Genomic DNA, 16744 nt, shown 5'->3' with positions numbered 1-16744 from the left:
AAATGATTAAAGTTGCGCCTTCAATCTTAAGTGCTGATTATGTAAATCTTCAAAAATCAATTGAAGAAGTTGATAAAGCGGGTGCTGAGATTCTTCATATTGATATCATGGATGGAATGTTCGTTCCTGCAATTTCTTATGGTCCAAATTGGGTTAAAGCAATTCGTCCAATCACAAATATGGAATTAGATTGCCATTTGATGATTGAAAGACCAGAACGATATATTGATACGTTTGCTGATTGTGATGCAGATTTAATTGGTGTGCATGTTGAAGCAACGCAGCATATTCATCGTGCTTTACAAATGATTAAAAATCGTGGTGTGAAGGCTGAGGTAGTGATTAACCCTGGGACCCCAGTTAGCATGATTGAACCTATTTTATATATGGTTGATCAAGTACTGGTTATGACTGTTAATCCTGGTTTTGGTGGTCAAAAATTCATTCCAGAGACAATTGGAAAAATTGCTGAATTAAACAAGCTTAGAAATGAAAAAGAAGATCTTAACTTTGATATTGAAATTGATGGCGGAGTTAATGATAAAACAGTGGTTAAGGCTTATGAAGCTGGTGCTAATATTGCGGTAGCTGGTTCATATGTTTTTGATTCTACTGATCCTGCCGAAAGAATCAGAGCTATAAAAAAAGCTACTGATTTTTAGCCAATGGAAAAAATCAATTTATTAGTGGGTGGACCAAAGTCAGAATGGCCTACTAGATTATTAAAGGGAAACATTGATGGTCCATTTATCGGAGTAGATCGTGGAGCTTTAGAATTACTTAAATTGGGAATTATTCCGATTGCAGCGGTTGGCGACTTTGATTCAGTTAATCAAAATGAATTTAAAATGATTAAAGAAAAAGTTACTAAAATTCATCGTTCAAATCCAATTAAAGATGAAACTGATACTGAAATTGCTATTAAATATGTAATGAAACATTTTTCGGATGCTGAAATTAACGTCTATGGCTTTTCAGGGGGAAGACTTGATCAGTTAATGACTAATTTATTGATGTTACAAAAGCCTGTTTTTAATTCCGTGGTTGAAAAAGTAGTTATGCATGATCGACATAATTGGATTCGTTTCTTTAAACCTGGTAAACACCAGATTGATAAGGTAACTGGAATGAAATATCTTGATTTTATTAATTTGGAAGCTTGTCATTTAACACTATTTGATGAAAAATATACTTTGAAAAATCATTGGGTATCTGTACCTACCTCTTTTTCTAGTAATGAGTTCATACGGGATAAGGCCACTTTTGAATTTGACAAGGGGATTATCACGGTAATCCAAAGTAAAGATTAAATAAAAGTAAACAAAAAAGAGGCAATCATTATGATTGCCTCTTTTTTGTTTTAATTAATTAATTAAACGCATAAAAACTATACACGCTTGAATTTACCAGATTTTAATGTTCTAGCACTCAACCAAACGCGTTTTGGTTTACCATCTACTAAAATACGAACCTTTTGAAGGTTTGGCTTCCAACTTCTTCTTGAAGAGTTTAAAGCGTGAGAACGACGGTTACCAAAGTGGGTTCTTTTTCCTGTTAATGCATCTTTAGCCATGAAAATATCCCTCCTTTTATCTTAAACTAGAGCGTATTAAACTACATGTCTAAATTTAGCATATTCCTACTATAAATGCAATCTTTCTTTCAAGTAAATGTACTTGACACCATAATAATAATAAAAATTTTGGTTTTAATTATCATTATGTTAAGATTAGGTATCGAGATTAACTTGTAAATAAGGAGATGCATACGCAATGGCTGTTAAGATGAATACTCAATACGGCTCAATTAACATTGATAATGATGTTATTGCAACCGTTGTTGGTGGTGCAGCAACTGATAACTATGGAGTTGTTGGTATGGCAAGTAAAAATCAGTTAAAAGATAATATGAATGAAATTTTACGAAGAGATGCTTATTCGCGCGGGGTTGTCGTGCGCCAAGTTCAAGATAAAATTGAAGTCGATGTTAACATCATCGTTAGCTACGGAACTAAAATTTCCGAAGTATCACGTACAGTACAAGATAAAGTCAAATATAATTTAGAGTCAATGCTTGGAGTTACAGCTGATGCAGTAAACGTAATTGTCCAAGGCGTAAAAGTAATTAACGATTAATTATTTTGAATTAAAAGGGAGATTGGATAATAGTGCCAGTAACTAAGATTACGACTAAAGAGTTCGACCAAATGGTTCAAGCTGCATCGGTCGTGCTAAAAAATAATACAGAATTTATTAATTCTTTAAATGTTTTCCCGGTTCCCGATGGTGATACCGGTACCAATATGAGTCTTTCCATGGAAAGTGGAGCTAAATATGTCAAAAATTCTACCGATAAAACGGTTGGAGGAAAAGCATCAGCCTTAGCTAAGGGCTTATTAATGGGTGCACGTGGTAATTCAGGAGTAATTTTATCGCAAATTTTCCGAGGTTTTTCAAAAGATGTTGAAGATAAAGTAACTTTAGATGCTCATGAGCTTGCTGACGCAATTACTGCTGGCGCAAAAACCGCTTATAAATCTGTTATGAAGCCCACAGAAGGCACTATTTTAACAGTAGTTAGGTATGCCGCTAATGCTGGACAACATACTGCTGATGAAACTGATGACTGTGCTCGCGTAATGGATGCAATTAAAACTGGTGCTCAAGAGGCATTAGCTAAAACTCCAGACTTACTTCCAGTTCTTAAACAGGTTGGCGTTGTTGATTCTGGTGGTCAGGGGCTAACCTTTGTTTTTGAAGCTTTTGCAGATATTTTAAATGGTCGTGAAGCATCAACTGATGTCCGTGAAAAGTTTAATGTTGAAGCAAATAAAATGGACAAAATGGTTAATGAAGACCATTATGAAAGTGCTCAAGGACAATTAAATCCAGAAGACATTGTTTTTGGTTATTGTACTCAAATGACAGTACGTTTCGGTAAAGGGAAAGAAGTCGAAGAACAATTCGATTATGATACTTTTTACAATTATTTAGCACCATTGGGCGATTCATTACTTGTTATTAACGATGATGAAGTTGCTAAGGTTCACATTCATACTGAACATCCTGGTAAGATTTTAGCTTGGGGACAAAAATTTGGTGATTTGATTAATATTAAAATTGACAATATGCGTAGCCAACAAGAAGAAATTATGGAAGATGATGAAGAAATTGCTAAGCAACCAGTTGTTGAGGTAAAAGAAGAGCCTAAAGATTTAGCAGTTATTTCCGTAGTTGCTGGTAAGGGACTTGAAAAATTATTCAAGAGCCTTGGAGTAACCAATATTATTAGTGGTGGACAAACCATGAATCCAAGTACTGAGGATATTGTAAATGCTGTTAACAGTGCAAATGCTAAACAGGCGATTATTTTACCAAATAATAAAAATATTTTTTTAGCTGCTGAACAGGCAGAAAACTTAACTGATATTCCAATGAAGGTAGTTCATACGAAAACAATTCAACAAGGACTTACTGCAATGTTTTCATTTAATCCAGCTGCCTCACTTGAGGATAACCAAAATGCAATGGATGATTCACTTGATACAGTAAAAAGTGGTCAAGTGACAGCAGCAGTTCGTGATACGAAGATTAATGGTCTTGATATTAAAAAAGGTAGTTATATGGGAATTGTCGATGGTAAAATTGAAGTAATTGAAGCTACCTTAAATGATGCCACAATTTCAATGTTGAAAAAAATGTTAGATGAAGACAGTGAAAATGTAACCATTATTTATGGCAAAGGAGCTACTCAATCTGATGCTGATTTAGTAAAATCAGCTGCCATTGAAATTGATCCAGAACTTGAAATTGAAATTCATGAAGGAGATCAACCGGTATACCCATTACTTATCTCTGTTGAATAAGAACATCAAAGAACTGTTAATCAATAATGATTAGCAGTTTTTTAGTTTATAGGAGGGAAGTCATGAAAAATCTGACTGATTCAGTGGCATCTTTGAAGGGTATCGGTCCCAAAAAGCAAGAGGCTTTATTTGACTTGAATATTCACACAGTTTTTGATTTATTGACTTACTTCCCATTTCGTTATGAAGATTTTGTACCAAAAAAAATTAATGAAATTGTTGATCAACAAACTGTAACTTTAAAGGGTAAAATTGCAGTTGAACCCACGATTAACTTTTACGGAAGACATAAGAATCGTTTAACTATTCGTCTTTTAGTCGACCATGATGTAATTCCAATTACTTTTTTTAATCAGGCATGGCTAAAAAAACAAATAATAGTCGGACAAGAGGTTTTGATTCATGGGAAATTTAATGCACCAGCCAAATCAATGACTGGTATGAAATTAATGAAGGCTAATGATGAAAAAAATTTCAGTGCAATTTATTCTGTAAATAAAAAAATAACACAGAAAAAATTACAACAAATCATTCAACAAGCGTTTCAAGAATACTACGATGTGATTGATGATTTTGTACCAAAGTGGATTATTAAACAATTTCGTCTTGAACCATTAAAACAAGTTATTCGTGACCTGCATTTCCCTAAAAATCATAGCGCAGTTAAGGCTGCCTTACGAACTGCTAAGTTTAACGAATTTTTTCTTTTTCAAATGCAGCTCCAAACCATTAAACATAAACATGAAAAAAATCAAAATGCACGGATTATGGCAGATAAATTAACTTTAATGCCATTTATCGAACAGTTACCATATCAGTTAACCGCTGCACAAGATCGTGTGGTAAATGAAATCTTAGCTGATTTACATCGTCCTTATACGATGAATCGTTTATTACAAGGTGATGTTGGAAGTGGTAAAACGGTCGTAGCAGCAATTTCGATTTTAGCTACGATTCTTTCAGGAAAACAAGCCGTTATGCTTGCTCCAACAGAGATTTTGGCTGAGCAACATGCTAATGGACTAGCAAAACTATTTGCCGGAACAGATGTTAATATTGCTTTATTAACTGGTTATACCCCAGAAAGTGCCAGAAAACAGTTATTACCCAGAATTAAAGCTGGAGAAATTAATCTAATTATTGGGACTCATGCTTTATTTCAAGATAAAGTTAAGTATAATGATTTAGGGCTAGCAATCATTGATGAACAACATCGCTTTGGTGTAAACCAAAGACGTAAGATGCGTGAAAAGGGAAAAGCAACGAATGTTTTATCAATGACTGCTACGCCAATTCCCCGCACCTTGTCAATTACGGCTTATGGTGAGATGGATGTTTCAGTGATTGATGAATTACCAGGGGGACGAAAGCCGATTAAGACCACTTGGATTAAAAATTCGCAAACTAAAACCATGCTTAATTTTTTACAAAAACGACTCAAAAATCATGAACAAGCCTATGTAATTGTTCCATTAATTGAAGAATCAGAAGTTATGAACATGCGAAATGTAACAGAAACTTATGAAAAATTTCAACAATATTTTGGTAAACATTATAACGTGGGTCTTTTACATGGTAAATTAAGTGACAATGAAAAGAATACCGTAATGGAGGACTTTAAAACTAATAAAATACAAATTTTAGTTTCAACTACTGTAATTGAAGTCGGAGTGGATGTCTCTAATGCAAGCGTAATGGTAATTTTTGATGCAGACCACTTTGGATTAGCTCAACTTCATCAATTACGTGGTCGAGTTGGACGTGGTTCGCAACAATCTTACTGTATTTTAATTGCGGATCCAAAAAATGAAATTGGAATAAAGCGTATGAATGTAATGAGTTCATCAACAGATGGTTTCTTTATTTCACAAAAAGATTTAGAATTGAGAGGGCCAGGTGATTTGTTAGGGAAACAGCAGTCAGGATTACCATCTTTTCGAGTTGGGGATCCTATTGCAGACTTAAATATCCTCAGTGCTGCCCAAACCGTAGCTAAACAAGTTACAGATAACGAAAATTGGGAAAAACTTGATGAAAATCAAGCATTATTAAAATGTTTAACAACTTTAAATAACAACACATCTTTTGATTAGGAGAGTAAGGTAATGATTAGACTTGCAGTAGATGCCATGGGTGGCGATAATGCACCAAAATCAGTAGTTGAAGGTGTTGAATTAGCTCGTAACGATCGAAACGACATTGAATTTTTATTATTTGGTGATGAAAAACAAATTAAGCCATTTTTACATGATGATAGAAACATTAAAATTATCCAAGCTGATGAAGTAATTGCAATGGGCGATGAACCAGTTCGAGCTGTTAAACATAAAAAAAATTCAAGTTTAGTTTTGGCTGCTAAAGCAGTTAAAGATGGAAACGCTGATGCATTGGTTTCCATTGGAAATACAGGAGCCTTATTAGTGGCATCCCTATTAATCCTTGGTAGGATTAAAGGAATTGATCGTCCAGGTTTTACTGCCACAATGCCAGTGTTGAACAGTGACAAAGGTTTTACAATGGTTGATGCAGGTGCTAATGCTGATGCCAAAGTTTCAAATATTGAACAATATGCTTTGTTAGGTAAATATTATTCTGAAAACATTAGTCAAATTAAAAATCCTCGAATTGGGTTAATTAATAATGGAACTGAAGCCGATAAGGGTGATATGATTCATCGTAAGATGCATGATGCACTTCAAACGATGGGAGATAAAGGTCAAATTAATTTTATTGGTAACATCGAGTCTCGGGAACTACTAAATGGAGTTGCCGATGTGGTAGTTACTGATGGATTCACTGGAAATGCCGTTCTTAAAGCTATTGAGGGAACTGCAGTGTCTGGTATTGGAATGTTAAAAAGTTCAATTAAAAATGGTGGTTTTAAAGCCAAATTAGGAGCATTTTTAATGAAAGATAGCCTTAAAAAAATGGCTAAAAAAATGGATTACAAACGTTATGGTGGTGCTGTTTTACTTGGAATTAAGTCACCAGTAGTCAAGGGACACGGGAACAGTGATGCAAAAACGGTTAAAAATTGTTTAATTAATGCCACTGAAATTGTACAATCTAGATATGTAGAATCTATCAAAGATTATTTTACAAATGCTACTAAAAAATAATAAAAAATAGTAAAACTCTGTCTAAGTTAGATAGGGTTTTTCATTTAATGATATACTTATAATAAGTAATTATGGAGGGGTATGCTGTGCAGAAAACATTTGATGATAAATTAGCAGATAAATATAATATAAAATTTAACGATGAGTCCTTATTAGATGAAGCATTTACACAAGCATCATACGTAAATGAACATCCAGATCAAGATTTAAAATTTTATGAACGATTAGAATTTTTAGGAGATGCCGTTTATCAATTAGTGGTTTCTGATTATATTTTTAAACGTTATCCTGAGCTACCTCAAGGACGACTAACTAGATTAAGAGCTGCAATGGTTAATCGTCACAGTTTCAGTCGATTTGCTCGCGAATGTCATTTTGACAAGTATATTCGTCTAGGTAAAGGGGAAGAAAAGGCTGGTGCAAGAAGTCGAGATTCGTTACTTTGTGATATTTTTGAATCATTCATTGGTGCGGTTTATCTTGACCAGGGAATTGAAACAGTAAAACACTTCTGTAATTTAGTGATTTTTCCTAAATTAGATGAAGGCTGGTTTGATGAATTTTTCGATCATAAAACGGAATTACAGGAAGCCATTCAAATTAACGGTCCTGTCAAAATTGAATATAAGTTGCTAGACGAAAACGGGCCTGATAACGATCGTCAGTTTAAAGTTGCTGTATTTGTTGATGATAAAGAACTTGGAGTTGGCGAGGGACATTCTAAGAAAAATGCTGAACAACTTGCTGCCAAAATGGCTTTGAACAAGTTAGGAATTAAGGACCAAAAATTGCAATAATAAAGTGAGGAATCTGTTTTGAAACTAAAATCAATCCAAATCGCAGGTTTTAAATCATTTGCTAATAAAACTGAACTTGATTTTCAAAACGGTTTTACCGGAATTGTTGGGCCAAATGGTAGTGGAAAAAGTAATATAATTGAAGCTGTTCGGTGGGCTTTAGGAGAGCAATCTGCTAAAAGCCTTCGCGGTAAAAAGATGAAAGATGTTATTTTTTCTGGTTCAAAAGATCAACAGCCTTTAAACCGTGCAGAAGTTAGTTTGATTTTTGATAACACATCTCATTTTTTAGATTCAGATTATACTGAAGTCAAAGTAACTAGAACTTATTATCGAAATGGTGATAGCATATATTCAATTAATGATCACGAATGCCTATTAAGAGACATTCATAATCTTTTCATGGATACGGGACTTGGCGAGGGTTCACTATCAATTATTTCACAAGGAAATGTCGATGACATTTTAGATGATGATGTTCAAAAGCGGCGCTCTATTATTGAAACTGCAGCTGGAGTTTACCGGTATAAAAAACAAAAAAATGAATCTCAAAAAAAGCTTGAGGATACACAATTAAATCTAAATCGTATTTCTGATATCATTAATGAGATTGAAAAACAACTGAATCCTTTAAAAGAGCAAAGCGAAATCGCTTCGCTCTATTTGGATAAAAATGAATATCTAAATGAATTAAATTTTAATAAATTTAAAATGATTTTGAAAAAAGACTCTGAAACTAAACAAGGAATTCAAACTAATTTAAAGAATTCTCAAGTTGAACATCAGCAACTTCTTCAAAAAATTGATAAATTAAATATTACTAAAAAGAAAACTAATCAATTAATTAGTAAATTAGATCTGGAAAGAGAAAACTTACTAACGGAATTGTTGCAAAAAAATAAACTATTAGAAAACTTAAGTAGCGAAAAAAAGCTAAATGAGCAACGAAAAAAGTATGATTTACAAAAACTAAATGATTTAAAACAACAATTAGAAGAATTAAGTAAAGATGAAAAATCACTTAAAGATCAATTAATTGATGAAAATACTAATAGACAAAAATTAAATCAACAACTTACTAAGTTAGAACGAAAGCATAATGGTTCAAAAGTTTCTAAATTAGAAGATGAAGTTCAAACAACTGAAAATGACTTAAATAAAACCCGTTCAAAATACGTTGAATTAATGCAATCAATTTCAGAAACTAGAAATAATTTACGAATGAATGAAAAGCTTAATCAACAAGCTGATAGTAATTCTAAACTGCTTTTTCAAGAGCTAAATCAGAAACAAAACCAATTAATAAAAATTAAAAAATTAATTAACGACATTAAAATAAAAATTAAAAAATTAGAAAATGAAAAAAATAACATTAATAAAAAAATTTTTACTAACGATGAATTAATCAAGAAGGATGAAATTACCGTTGAAGAAATGCGGAATCGTTGGTTAGATGCGATGCGAATTTTTCAAGAAGTTAAGACTGAACGAGATAGCCTAGCATCCTTACTTGAAAATCATAATAATCTATATCGAGGAACCCGCAGTTTATTAAAACAAAAAAATAATTTATCTGGAATTATTGGAACGGTTGGTGATTATTTAACTGTTGATAAACGCTACATCAAAGCAATTGAATCTGCTTTGGGTGGAACAATTCAGCAATTAATGGTTGAAACTATTTCTGATGCACGTGAAGCAATTAGTTATTTAAATCGAAATAAATTGGGACGCGTAACTCTTTTACCAATTAACGGAATCACTGAAAGATTTGTATCAGCAAATATTTTAAAAATGGTTCAACAAGTTGATGGTTTTATTGGAGTTGCATCGGACTTAGTTCAAATTAATCCTAAATATGATCGTGTCAAACAGCACCTTCTTGGAAGTGTAATTGTGACAGAATCTTTAAAAGCAGCAACTCAAATTAGTCAATTAACTAATCATCGCATAAAGGTTGTTTCATTAAATGGTGATGTTGTAAATGCTGGTGGATCAATTACTGGAGGTAAAAATCAGCGACAAAATGAAGGATTATTAACTCAAAAAAATAATTTAAAACTTTTGAATAAACAAGTTCAAAATATGCAAACTAAATTAGAAATTGGCGAACAAAATGTTAAAAAAATTCAGTTTAAATTAAAAAAAGATCAAGAAAATAAGCAGTTAATTGATCAAGCAATTAGCAAGGCCAATTCTAATTTAATAGTAGAAAAGAATAACTTAAAATTACAATGTGATGAAAGTAATAAAATTGAACGAATGATTAAAGCACTTAATTTAAAATTAGGCAATAATTCTAATAGCGCTATTCAGCAACCTGAAATGATAAAAACACAAATTAATGAATTACAAAGTCAAATTGATAAAAATCAATCTCAAAATCATGAATTGGCTAATCACTTAGAAATTTTAAAACGTGATTATTATTCTGAAATGGCATTGCAAAATGATTTGAAACAAAAGATTGGAATCATTAAAGAGAGATTAGATAATGTTAATGAACATTATTTATCGTTAAAACAACAAACTATTGATAATCAAAATAATCAAAAGTCAATTACTAAATCGATTCAAAATGTAAATGGAGAATTAACCGAAATCAGCCAAATTAATCATTCAGATACGAATGTAATAATAAAACAAATTACTAAGATTAAAAATAAGCTCGATATGACTAAACAAACACTTGAAGCTAAAAAAGCTGAATTGTTAAAATTAGATACCAAAATTGAACAATTTCAAAACAAGTTAATTACTAAAAGTGAATCACTTCACCAACTTGAGTCTCAATTAGATATTATTAAACAACATTTAACCAAAACTAAGCTTAAATTGAATGAATTAAATAATGATAATCATGTTTATAAAGATCTTAATTTAAACTTAGCCCAATTAAACTTAGAAATCGAAGATATACAGACTCAAATTTCAAAATTAGGAAATGTTAATTTAGGTTCAATTGAAGCTTATCAAGAAATCAAGGAACGTCATGAATTTATGAATCATCAAATGGAAGACTTAGTGGCAGCTAAAAATCAATTATTAGATATTATGAATAAGATGGATGAAACTGTAAAAATTCGTTTTGAAAATTCATACACTAAAATTTCAAAATCATTTAGTCAAGTCTTTCGTCGTATTTTTGGTGGCGGAGAGGCTAAACTAGAATTAAGTGATCCCCATCATTTATTAACTACGGGGATTGATATTTTAGTTAAGCCACCAGGCAAACGTTATCGAAACATTATGCTTCTTTCAGGTGGTGAAAAAGCTTTAACAGCTTTAGCATTATTGTTTGCAATAATTGAAGTTAAGCCAGTTCCATTTGTTATTTTAGATGAAGCTGAATCAGCACTTGACCCAGCAAATGTTGATCGCTTTGCACGTTATATTGAAAGTTTAAAACAAGATACCCAATTCATTGTTGTTACTCATCGTAAGGAAACTATGATTTATGCAGATAATCTTTTTGGAATTACAATGCAGGATTCTGGAGTTTCTAAACTAGTATCAGTAGACTTAAGTGATAAAAAGAACAGGAGATAGATATGGGATTATTTGATATTTTCAAACACAAACAGCAAGAAGAAACGACTGAATCATCAAAGAGTGATGAGACAAAAACCACTCCAGACAATGAAGAAGCAACTAAATCAGAAAAAAATCCAACACCAGAAAAGGAAAAAACAGATCATTTAGAAAATGATAAATCAACATTAGTTGAATCCGAAAATAATGATGATGATAACTCAAGAGAGGACTTTAACTCAGGTAAAGAAGAAGTTGAAAGTCAAACTAGCTATGAAACTGGTTTAGAAAAAACTAGATCTTCCTTCGGTGAGAAACTAAATCATTTATTTGCTAACTTTAGAAGTGTTGATGAAGATTTCTTTGACGATTTAGAAGATACTTTAATTGAATCAGACGTTGGAGTTCAAACTGCAACTGAGATTAGTGACGAATTAAAGGGAGCAGTTAAATTAAATAATGTAAAGGGTCATCAAGAAGTCCAAAACTTTGTAATTCAAAAATTAGTAGAAATTTATGATGCCCCAACTGATAATGAAAATAAATTAAAAGAAAATCCTGACGGTCCAACTGTTATTTTATTTATTGGAGTTAACGGCGCAGGTAAAACCACTACTATTGGTAAAATGGCTCATCAATACCAACAGCAAGGAAAAAAAGTACTTCTAGCTGCAGCCGACACATTTCGTGCAGGTGCTATTCAGCAGTTAGCTGAATGGGCTAAACGAGATCACGTTGATATCGTTAAAAAGCCTGAAGGTAGTGATCCTGCATCGGTCGTGTATGAGGCAGTTGAAAAAGCTAAAGCTGATAAATATGACATTCTATTCATTGATACGGCGGGAAGATTACAAAATAAGGTCAACTTAATGAAAGAATTGGCTAAAATGAATAAAATTATTACTAATAAAATTCCTGGTGCACCGCAAGAGGTATTATTAGTAATTGATGCAACCATTGGTCAAAATGCAATGAGTCAAGCTCAAACTTTTAAAGAGGTAGCTGATATCTCTGGAATCGTTTTAACTAAGCTTGATGGAACTGCAAAAGGTGGAATTGTAATCGCCATTAAAAATGAAATTGGAATCCCAGTTAAATACGTTGGTTTGGGTGAATCAGTAAATGATTTACAAGAATTTAATCCAGAGAAATTTGTCTATGGCTTATTTAAAGGATTAGTTAAGGAATAACAATGGATAAAGATCTTGATACAAGATTAGTTCGTGATAATTACATTAATGCACTATTTGATTTTTATGGTTGTTTGTTGACCACGAAGCAAGCTGATTACATTTCTCAATACTATGCTGATGACTTATCACTAGGCGAAATATCAGAGAACTTCAATGTTAGTCGTCAAGCAGTATACGATAATATTAAAAGAACGGAAAAAACATTAGAAACGTATGAAGCTAAAATGCAATTATATGAAAAATTTATTAAACGTAATAAGGTAGTCGACCAATTAGATTCGTTAATTAAGTCAAAATATTCCAAAAATCAAGAATTAAATAATTTAATTGATCAATTAGAAAAAATTGAAGAAGAATAGGGGTTAAAAAATGGCTTTTGAAGGTTTAAGCAGTAAATTACAAGATGCTTTCCGAAAATTACGTGGTAAGGGTCAAATTAGCGAAGCAGATTTGCGTTCTACCATGCGAGAAATTAGATTGGCACTGCTTGATGCTGACGTTAATTTCACAGTCGTACGTGACTTCGTAAAAAAAGTACAGACCAAATCAAAAGGAGAAAATGTTCTAGAAGGCTTAAATCCGGGACAGCAAATCATTAAAATTGTTGATGATGAATTAACTGAAATGATGGGTGGAGAAACAACCACCCTTAAAAAAGCCGAAAAAATTCCAACAATTATTATGATGGCAGGGCTTCAGGGGGCTGGTAAAACTACTACGGTTGGTAAATTAGCAAAAATGTTAAAAGAAGATGAGCATGCACGTCCGCTAATGATTGCTGCAGATGTTTATCGGCCAGCTGCAATTGAACAACTGCAACAAATCGGTAATCAGATTGATGTTCCAGTTTTTGAAGAAGGAACTTCTATTAATCCAGTTAAAATTGTAGAAGATGGATTAAAGGTTGCTAAAGAAAATCATAACGATTATGTCTTTATTGATACTGCTGGTCGTTTACAAATTGATGAAAAATTAATGAACGAATTAAAAGAAATTAAAAAAGTAGCTGACCCAACTGATATTCTTTTAGTAGTAGATGCAATGACAGGACAAAATGCTGTTAAGACTGCTGAAGGGTTTAATGATGCTCTAGATATTACCGGGGTGGTTCTAACTAAATTAGATGGAGATACTCGTGGTGGTGCTGCTTTATCAATCAAGGCAGTAACTGGTAAACCCATTCTTTTCACTGGTCAAGGTGAAAAGATGGACAATTTAGATGTTTTTCATCCAGATAGAATGGCTTCAAGAATTTTAGGAATGGGAGATGTTCTTTCATTCGTTGAAAAAACGCAAAAAAATATTGATGAAAAAAAATCAATGGAACTTGCTGAAAAAATGAAAGAAAATACGTTCAATTTTGATGATTTTCTTGATCAACTTCAACAAATTCAAAACATGGGTCCCTTAAAAAACTTAATGGCTATGATTCCAGGAATGGCAAATAATCCTGCTTTACAAAATGTTGATATGGATCCAAAAGATTTAGAAAGAATTAAAGCCATTATTTATTCAATGACTAAGCAAGAACGTGAAAACCCTGACATTCTTAATCCATCGAGACGTCGTCGAATTGCAAAAGGTTCTGCTCAACCAGTTCAAAGTGTTAATCGTTTAATTAAACAATTCAATCAAATGAAAAAAATTATGAATCAAATTTCAAATGGAAACATGACTGGAATGGAAAATATGATGCAACAAACAGGAATGGGTAAAGGGATGAATAAACTATCTAGTTTAGCTATGAAACGTATGAGCAGAAAAATTAAGAAAAACAAACGCAAGAAACGGAGAAAATAGTAAGGTGTAAAGAAAAAACTCTTTACATCTCTAAAATTTATTGTTAAACTAAGTTATGTTAAGAAATCAATAGGAGGTGTAATTTATGTCTGTTAAAATCCGTTTGAAACGTATGGGTTCAAAGAAGAATCCATTTTATCGTATTGTTGTTGCTGATTCACGTAGCCCTCGTGATGGTCGTTACATTGAAAATGTTGGTACTTACAATCCACTTGTTCAAGAAGACCAAGTAACTCTTCAAGAAGAAATTGTTCTTGATTGGTTGAAGAAGGGTGCCAAACCATCTGATACAGTTAAAAATATCTTATCTGATGCTGGTATCATGAAAAAACTTCACGATATTAAATTAGCTGATAAAAAATAAATTTAATTATGATTAATTTTGATAATTTAATAACAAAAATCATTAAACCATTAGTTAAATTCCCCGATGATGTCAAAATCAATCATCAAGAAACTGCTGAATTTCATGAGTACATTTTATCTACGAATGCAAAAGATGTTGGACGCGTGATTGGTAAACGTGGGCGGGTTGCTCAAACAATTCGAACTATTATTTATAGTGTCCATGTTACTGACAATAAAAGGGTTAAACTTATTATTGATGGTGGAAAATAAAAAGAACCCTTAGATAAAACATTGTTTTATTTAAGGGTTCTTTTTGATATAGAGGTGAATTATGGAATACTTTGATGTTGGCAAGATAGTTAATACTCAAGGATTAAAAGGTGAAGTTCGAGTTCAACCAATTACTGATTTTCCTAATCAACGCTTTAAAAAAGGCGAAACTGTTACCGCCTTTTTGGAAAATGGAAAAACTGTTGAATTAGAAATTGATGGAACAAGAAAACACAAAAATTTTATTCTGTTACATTTTAAGGGATTGGATTCTATTAATGATGTTAACTATTTAAAGCCATCTATGTTAAAAATTAATAGTGATCAACAAATAAATCTGGAGTTAGAGCCAGATACTTATTTTTATCATCAAATCATTGGACTAGATGTCTTTAATGAAGCTGGTGAATCAATTGGAACAATTAAAGATATTATGGATTTAGGTCCTAATGATGTTTGGGTTGTCAAAAGACCCAATCAATCTGATTTATTATTACCTAAAATTGATGATGTGGTTAAAGAAGTGGATTTAAAAAATCATAAAGTAGTTGTGGATATATTAGAAGGACTTGAATAAGATGAAAATTGATATTTTGAGTTTATTTCCACGAATCTTAGAAGGACCATTAAGTGATTCCATTATTGGAAAAGCCATTGATCGTGACTTGTTAAATGTTTCAATCACTAATTTTCGGGATTACTCAACCAATAAACATCATAATGTTGATGACACTATTTATGGCGGAGGGGCAGGAATGCTGCTTCAGCCCCAACCAATTATTGATGCTTTTAAACATACCCAAAAATTAAACTCAGAAAAGGGCATTCCAAAAGGGCGAGTAATTTTAACTGATCCAGCTGGGAAACAATTTGATCAACATACAGCAGAAGAACTAGCTAAGGAAGATCATTTAACTTTTATTTGTGGTCATTATGAAGGTTTTGACGAACGCATTAAATCAATTGTTACTGATGAATATTCAATTGGTAATTTTATTTTAACTGGTGGAGAATTACCTGCTTTAGTAATGATTGATGCTATTTCTCGTTTACTTCCTGGTGTATTAGGTAATGCAGAATCTGCTCCTGGTGATTCATTTTCTGCTGGCTTACTAGAATATCCACAATTTACTCGTCCTGCCGATTTCAGAGGACAAAAAGTTCCTGAAATACTTTTAAGTGGTGATCATCAAAAAATCGATGACTGGAGATTGAAAGAATCATTACGTAAAACTTATCTTCGTCGACCAGAAATGATTAATCATAGTAAGTTATCTAAGAACGCTAAACGTTTATTAGCTGAAGTCCGAATGGAAGAAGAAAAATAAAAGTTTAATTTAAGATGAAAGTATGTTATAATTTAAAACGGTATTTATACCAAAAAAATCAACAGTATTCCGCTGTCGAAAAGATAAGAGTGCTAGTTAGGGGAATTTATTATGCGTCAAAACAATTTGATTGAAAAAATCAACGCTGAACAATTACGTTCAGATATGCCTGACTTCCGTGCCGGAGATACTGTTAATGTATCTGTTAAGGTTGTCGAAGGGGATACAGAACGTATCCAAAACTTTACTGGTGTCGTTATTAAACGTCATGGTGCTGGAATTCAAGCTACTTATACTGTTCGTAAGATCAGTAATGGTGTTGGGGTAGAAAGAATCTTCCCATTAAATTCACCACGAGTTGCTAAGCTTGAAGTTATTCGTCGTGGTAAAGTACGTCGTTCAAAACTATACTACTTACGTGATCGTCAAGGAAAGGCTGCTCGTATCAAGCAATCATTCAAAAAACGTTAATATGTATAAAAAAAGAACTTGC

17 protein-coding genes are annotated in these 16744 nt (G+C 32.4%); 16 read left to right on the top strand and 1 reads right to left on the bottom strand.

What is annotated here, in order from left to right; all coding sequences use genetic code 11:
* The first annotated feature begins 2 nt into the window (after positions 1-2).
* Positions 3-662: a ribulose-phosphate 3-epimerase gene (gene rpe, locus AC0GLY_RS03825; RefSeq protein WP_496612200.1), complete on the top strand. Its 660-nt coding sequence runs from the start codon at positions 3-5 to the stop codon at positions 660-662.
* Positions 663-665: 3 nt separating this feature from the next.
* Positions 666-1310, top strand: coding sequence for a thiamine diphosphokinase (locus AC0GLY_RS03820; RefSeq protein ID WP_496612199.1), 645 nt, complete (start codon positions 666-668; stop codon positions 1308-1310).
* A gap of 77 nt (positions 1311-1387) precedes the next feature.
* Here AC0GLY_RS03820 and rpmB read toward each other — a convergent pair whose 3' ends face one another.
* The gene (gene rpmB / locus AC0GLY_RS03815; RefSeq protein WP_014081953.1) at positions 1388-1573 is read right to left on the bottom strand and encodes a 50S ribosomal protein L28; all 186 of its coding nucleotides are present in this window, start codon (positions 1571-1573) and stop codon (positions 1388-1390) included.
* 199 nt (positions 1574-1772) lie between these two features.
* Between rpmB and AC0GLY_RS03810 the strand changes: the two genes are divergently transcribed.
* The 14 genes from AC0GLY_RS03810 (at position 1773) to rplS (ending at position 16722) form a co-directional block, all read left to right on the top strand.
* Positions 1773-2135 (top strand): Asp23/Gls24 family envelope stress response protein, encoded by a 363-nt coding sequence (locus AC0GLY_RS03810; protein ID WP_395318378.1) that lies wholly within the window; start codon positions 1773-1775, stop codon positions 2133-2135.
* 32 nt (positions 2136-2167) lie between these two features.
* Positions 2168-3865 (top strand): DAK2 domain-containing protein, encoded by a 1698-nt coding sequence (locus AC0GLY_RS03805; protein WP_496612198.1) that lies wholly within the window; start codon positions 2168-2170, stop codon positions 3863-3865.
* Between the two features lie 62 nt (positions 3866-3927).
* Positions 3928-5958 carry an ATP-dependent DNA helicase RecG gene (gene recG / locus AC0GLY_RS03800; protein ID WP_496612197.1) on the top strand — a complete coding sequence of 677 codons (2031 nt, stop codon included), beginning with the start codon at positions 3928-3930 and terminating at the stop codon, positions 5956-5958.
* 15 nt (positions 5959-5973) lie between these two features.
* A complete protein-coding gene (plsX, locus tag AC0GLY_RS03795; RefSeq protein ID WP_496612245.1) occupies positions 5974-6984 on the top strand; it encodes a phosphate acyltransferase PlsX in 1011 nt (336 codons plus the stop codon).
* 86 nt (positions 6985-7070) lie between these two features.
* The gene (gene rnc / locus AC0GLY_RS03790; RefSeq protein ID WP_496612196.1) at positions 7071-7781 is read left to right on the top strand and encodes a ribonuclease III; all 711 of its coding nucleotides are present in this window, start codon (positions 7071-7073) and stop codon (positions 7779-7781) included.
* A gap of 18 nt (positions 7782-7799) precedes the next feature.
* Positions 7800-11330: a chromosome segregation protein SMC gene (smc, locus tag AC0GLY_RS03785; protein ID WP_496612195.1), complete on the top strand. Its 3531-nt coding sequence runs from the start codon at positions 7800-7802 to the stop codon at positions 11328-11330.
* Positions 11331-11332: 2 nt separating this feature from the next.
* Entirely contained in the window at positions 11333-12502 is a 1170-nt protein-coding gene (ftsY, locus tag AC0GLY_RS03780; RefSeq protein WP_496612194.1) for a signal recognition particle-docking protein FtsY, read from the top strand.
* Between the two features lie 2 nt (positions 12503-12504).
* On the top strand, positions 12505-12864 hold the full coding sequence (locus AC0GLY_RS03775) for a putative DNA-binding protein (protein ID WP_496612193.1): 360 nt from the start codon (positions 12505-12507) through the stop codon (positions 12862-12864).
* Positions 12865-12874: 10 nt separating this feature from the next.
* Entirely contained in the window at positions 12875-14305 is a 1431-nt protein-coding gene (gene ffh / locus AC0GLY_RS03770; RefSeq protein WP_496612192.1) for a signal recognition particle protein, read from the top strand.
* A gap of 85 nt (positions 14306-14390) precedes the next feature.
* A complete protein-coding gene (rpsP, locus tag AC0GLY_RS03765; protein ID WP_496612191.1) occupies positions 14391-14669 on the top strand; it encodes a 30S ribosomal protein S16 in 279 nt (92 codons plus the stop codon).
* A gap of 8 nt (positions 14670-14677) precedes the next feature.
* The gene (locus tag AC0GLY_RS03760; protein ID WP_496612190.1) at positions 14678-14923 is read left to right on the top strand and encodes a KH domain-containing protein; all 246 of its coding nucleotides are present in this window, start codon (positions 14678-14680) and stop codon (positions 14921-14923) included.
* A gap of 61 nt (positions 14924-14984) precedes the next feature.
* Entirely contained in the window at positions 14985-15500 is a 516-nt protein-coding gene (gene rimM / locus AC0GLY_RS03755) for a ribosome maturation factor RimM (protein WP_496612189.1), read from the top strand.
* Between the two features lies 1 nt (position 15501).
* A complete protein-coding gene (gene trmD / locus AC0GLY_RS03750; protein ID WP_496612188.1) occupies positions 15502-16251 on the top strand; it encodes a tRNA (guanosine(37)-N1)-methyltransferase TrmD in 750 nt (249 codons plus the stop codon).
* A gap of 111 nt (positions 16252-16362) precedes the next feature.
* On the top strand, positions 16363-16722 hold the full coding sequence (gene rplS / locus AC0GLY_RS03745; RefSeq protein WP_395318402.1) for a 50S ribosomal protein L19: 360 nt from the start codon (positions 16363-16365) through the stop codon (positions 16720-16722).
* The last annotated feature ends 22 nt before the right edge of the window (positions 16723-16744 follow it).

It is taken from the genome of Fructilactobacillus sp. YLN 2507, from assembly GCF_059614085.1.
Note: the sequence above shows the minus strand (reverse complement) of the source record. Positions and strands in the feature narration are given on the sequence as shown.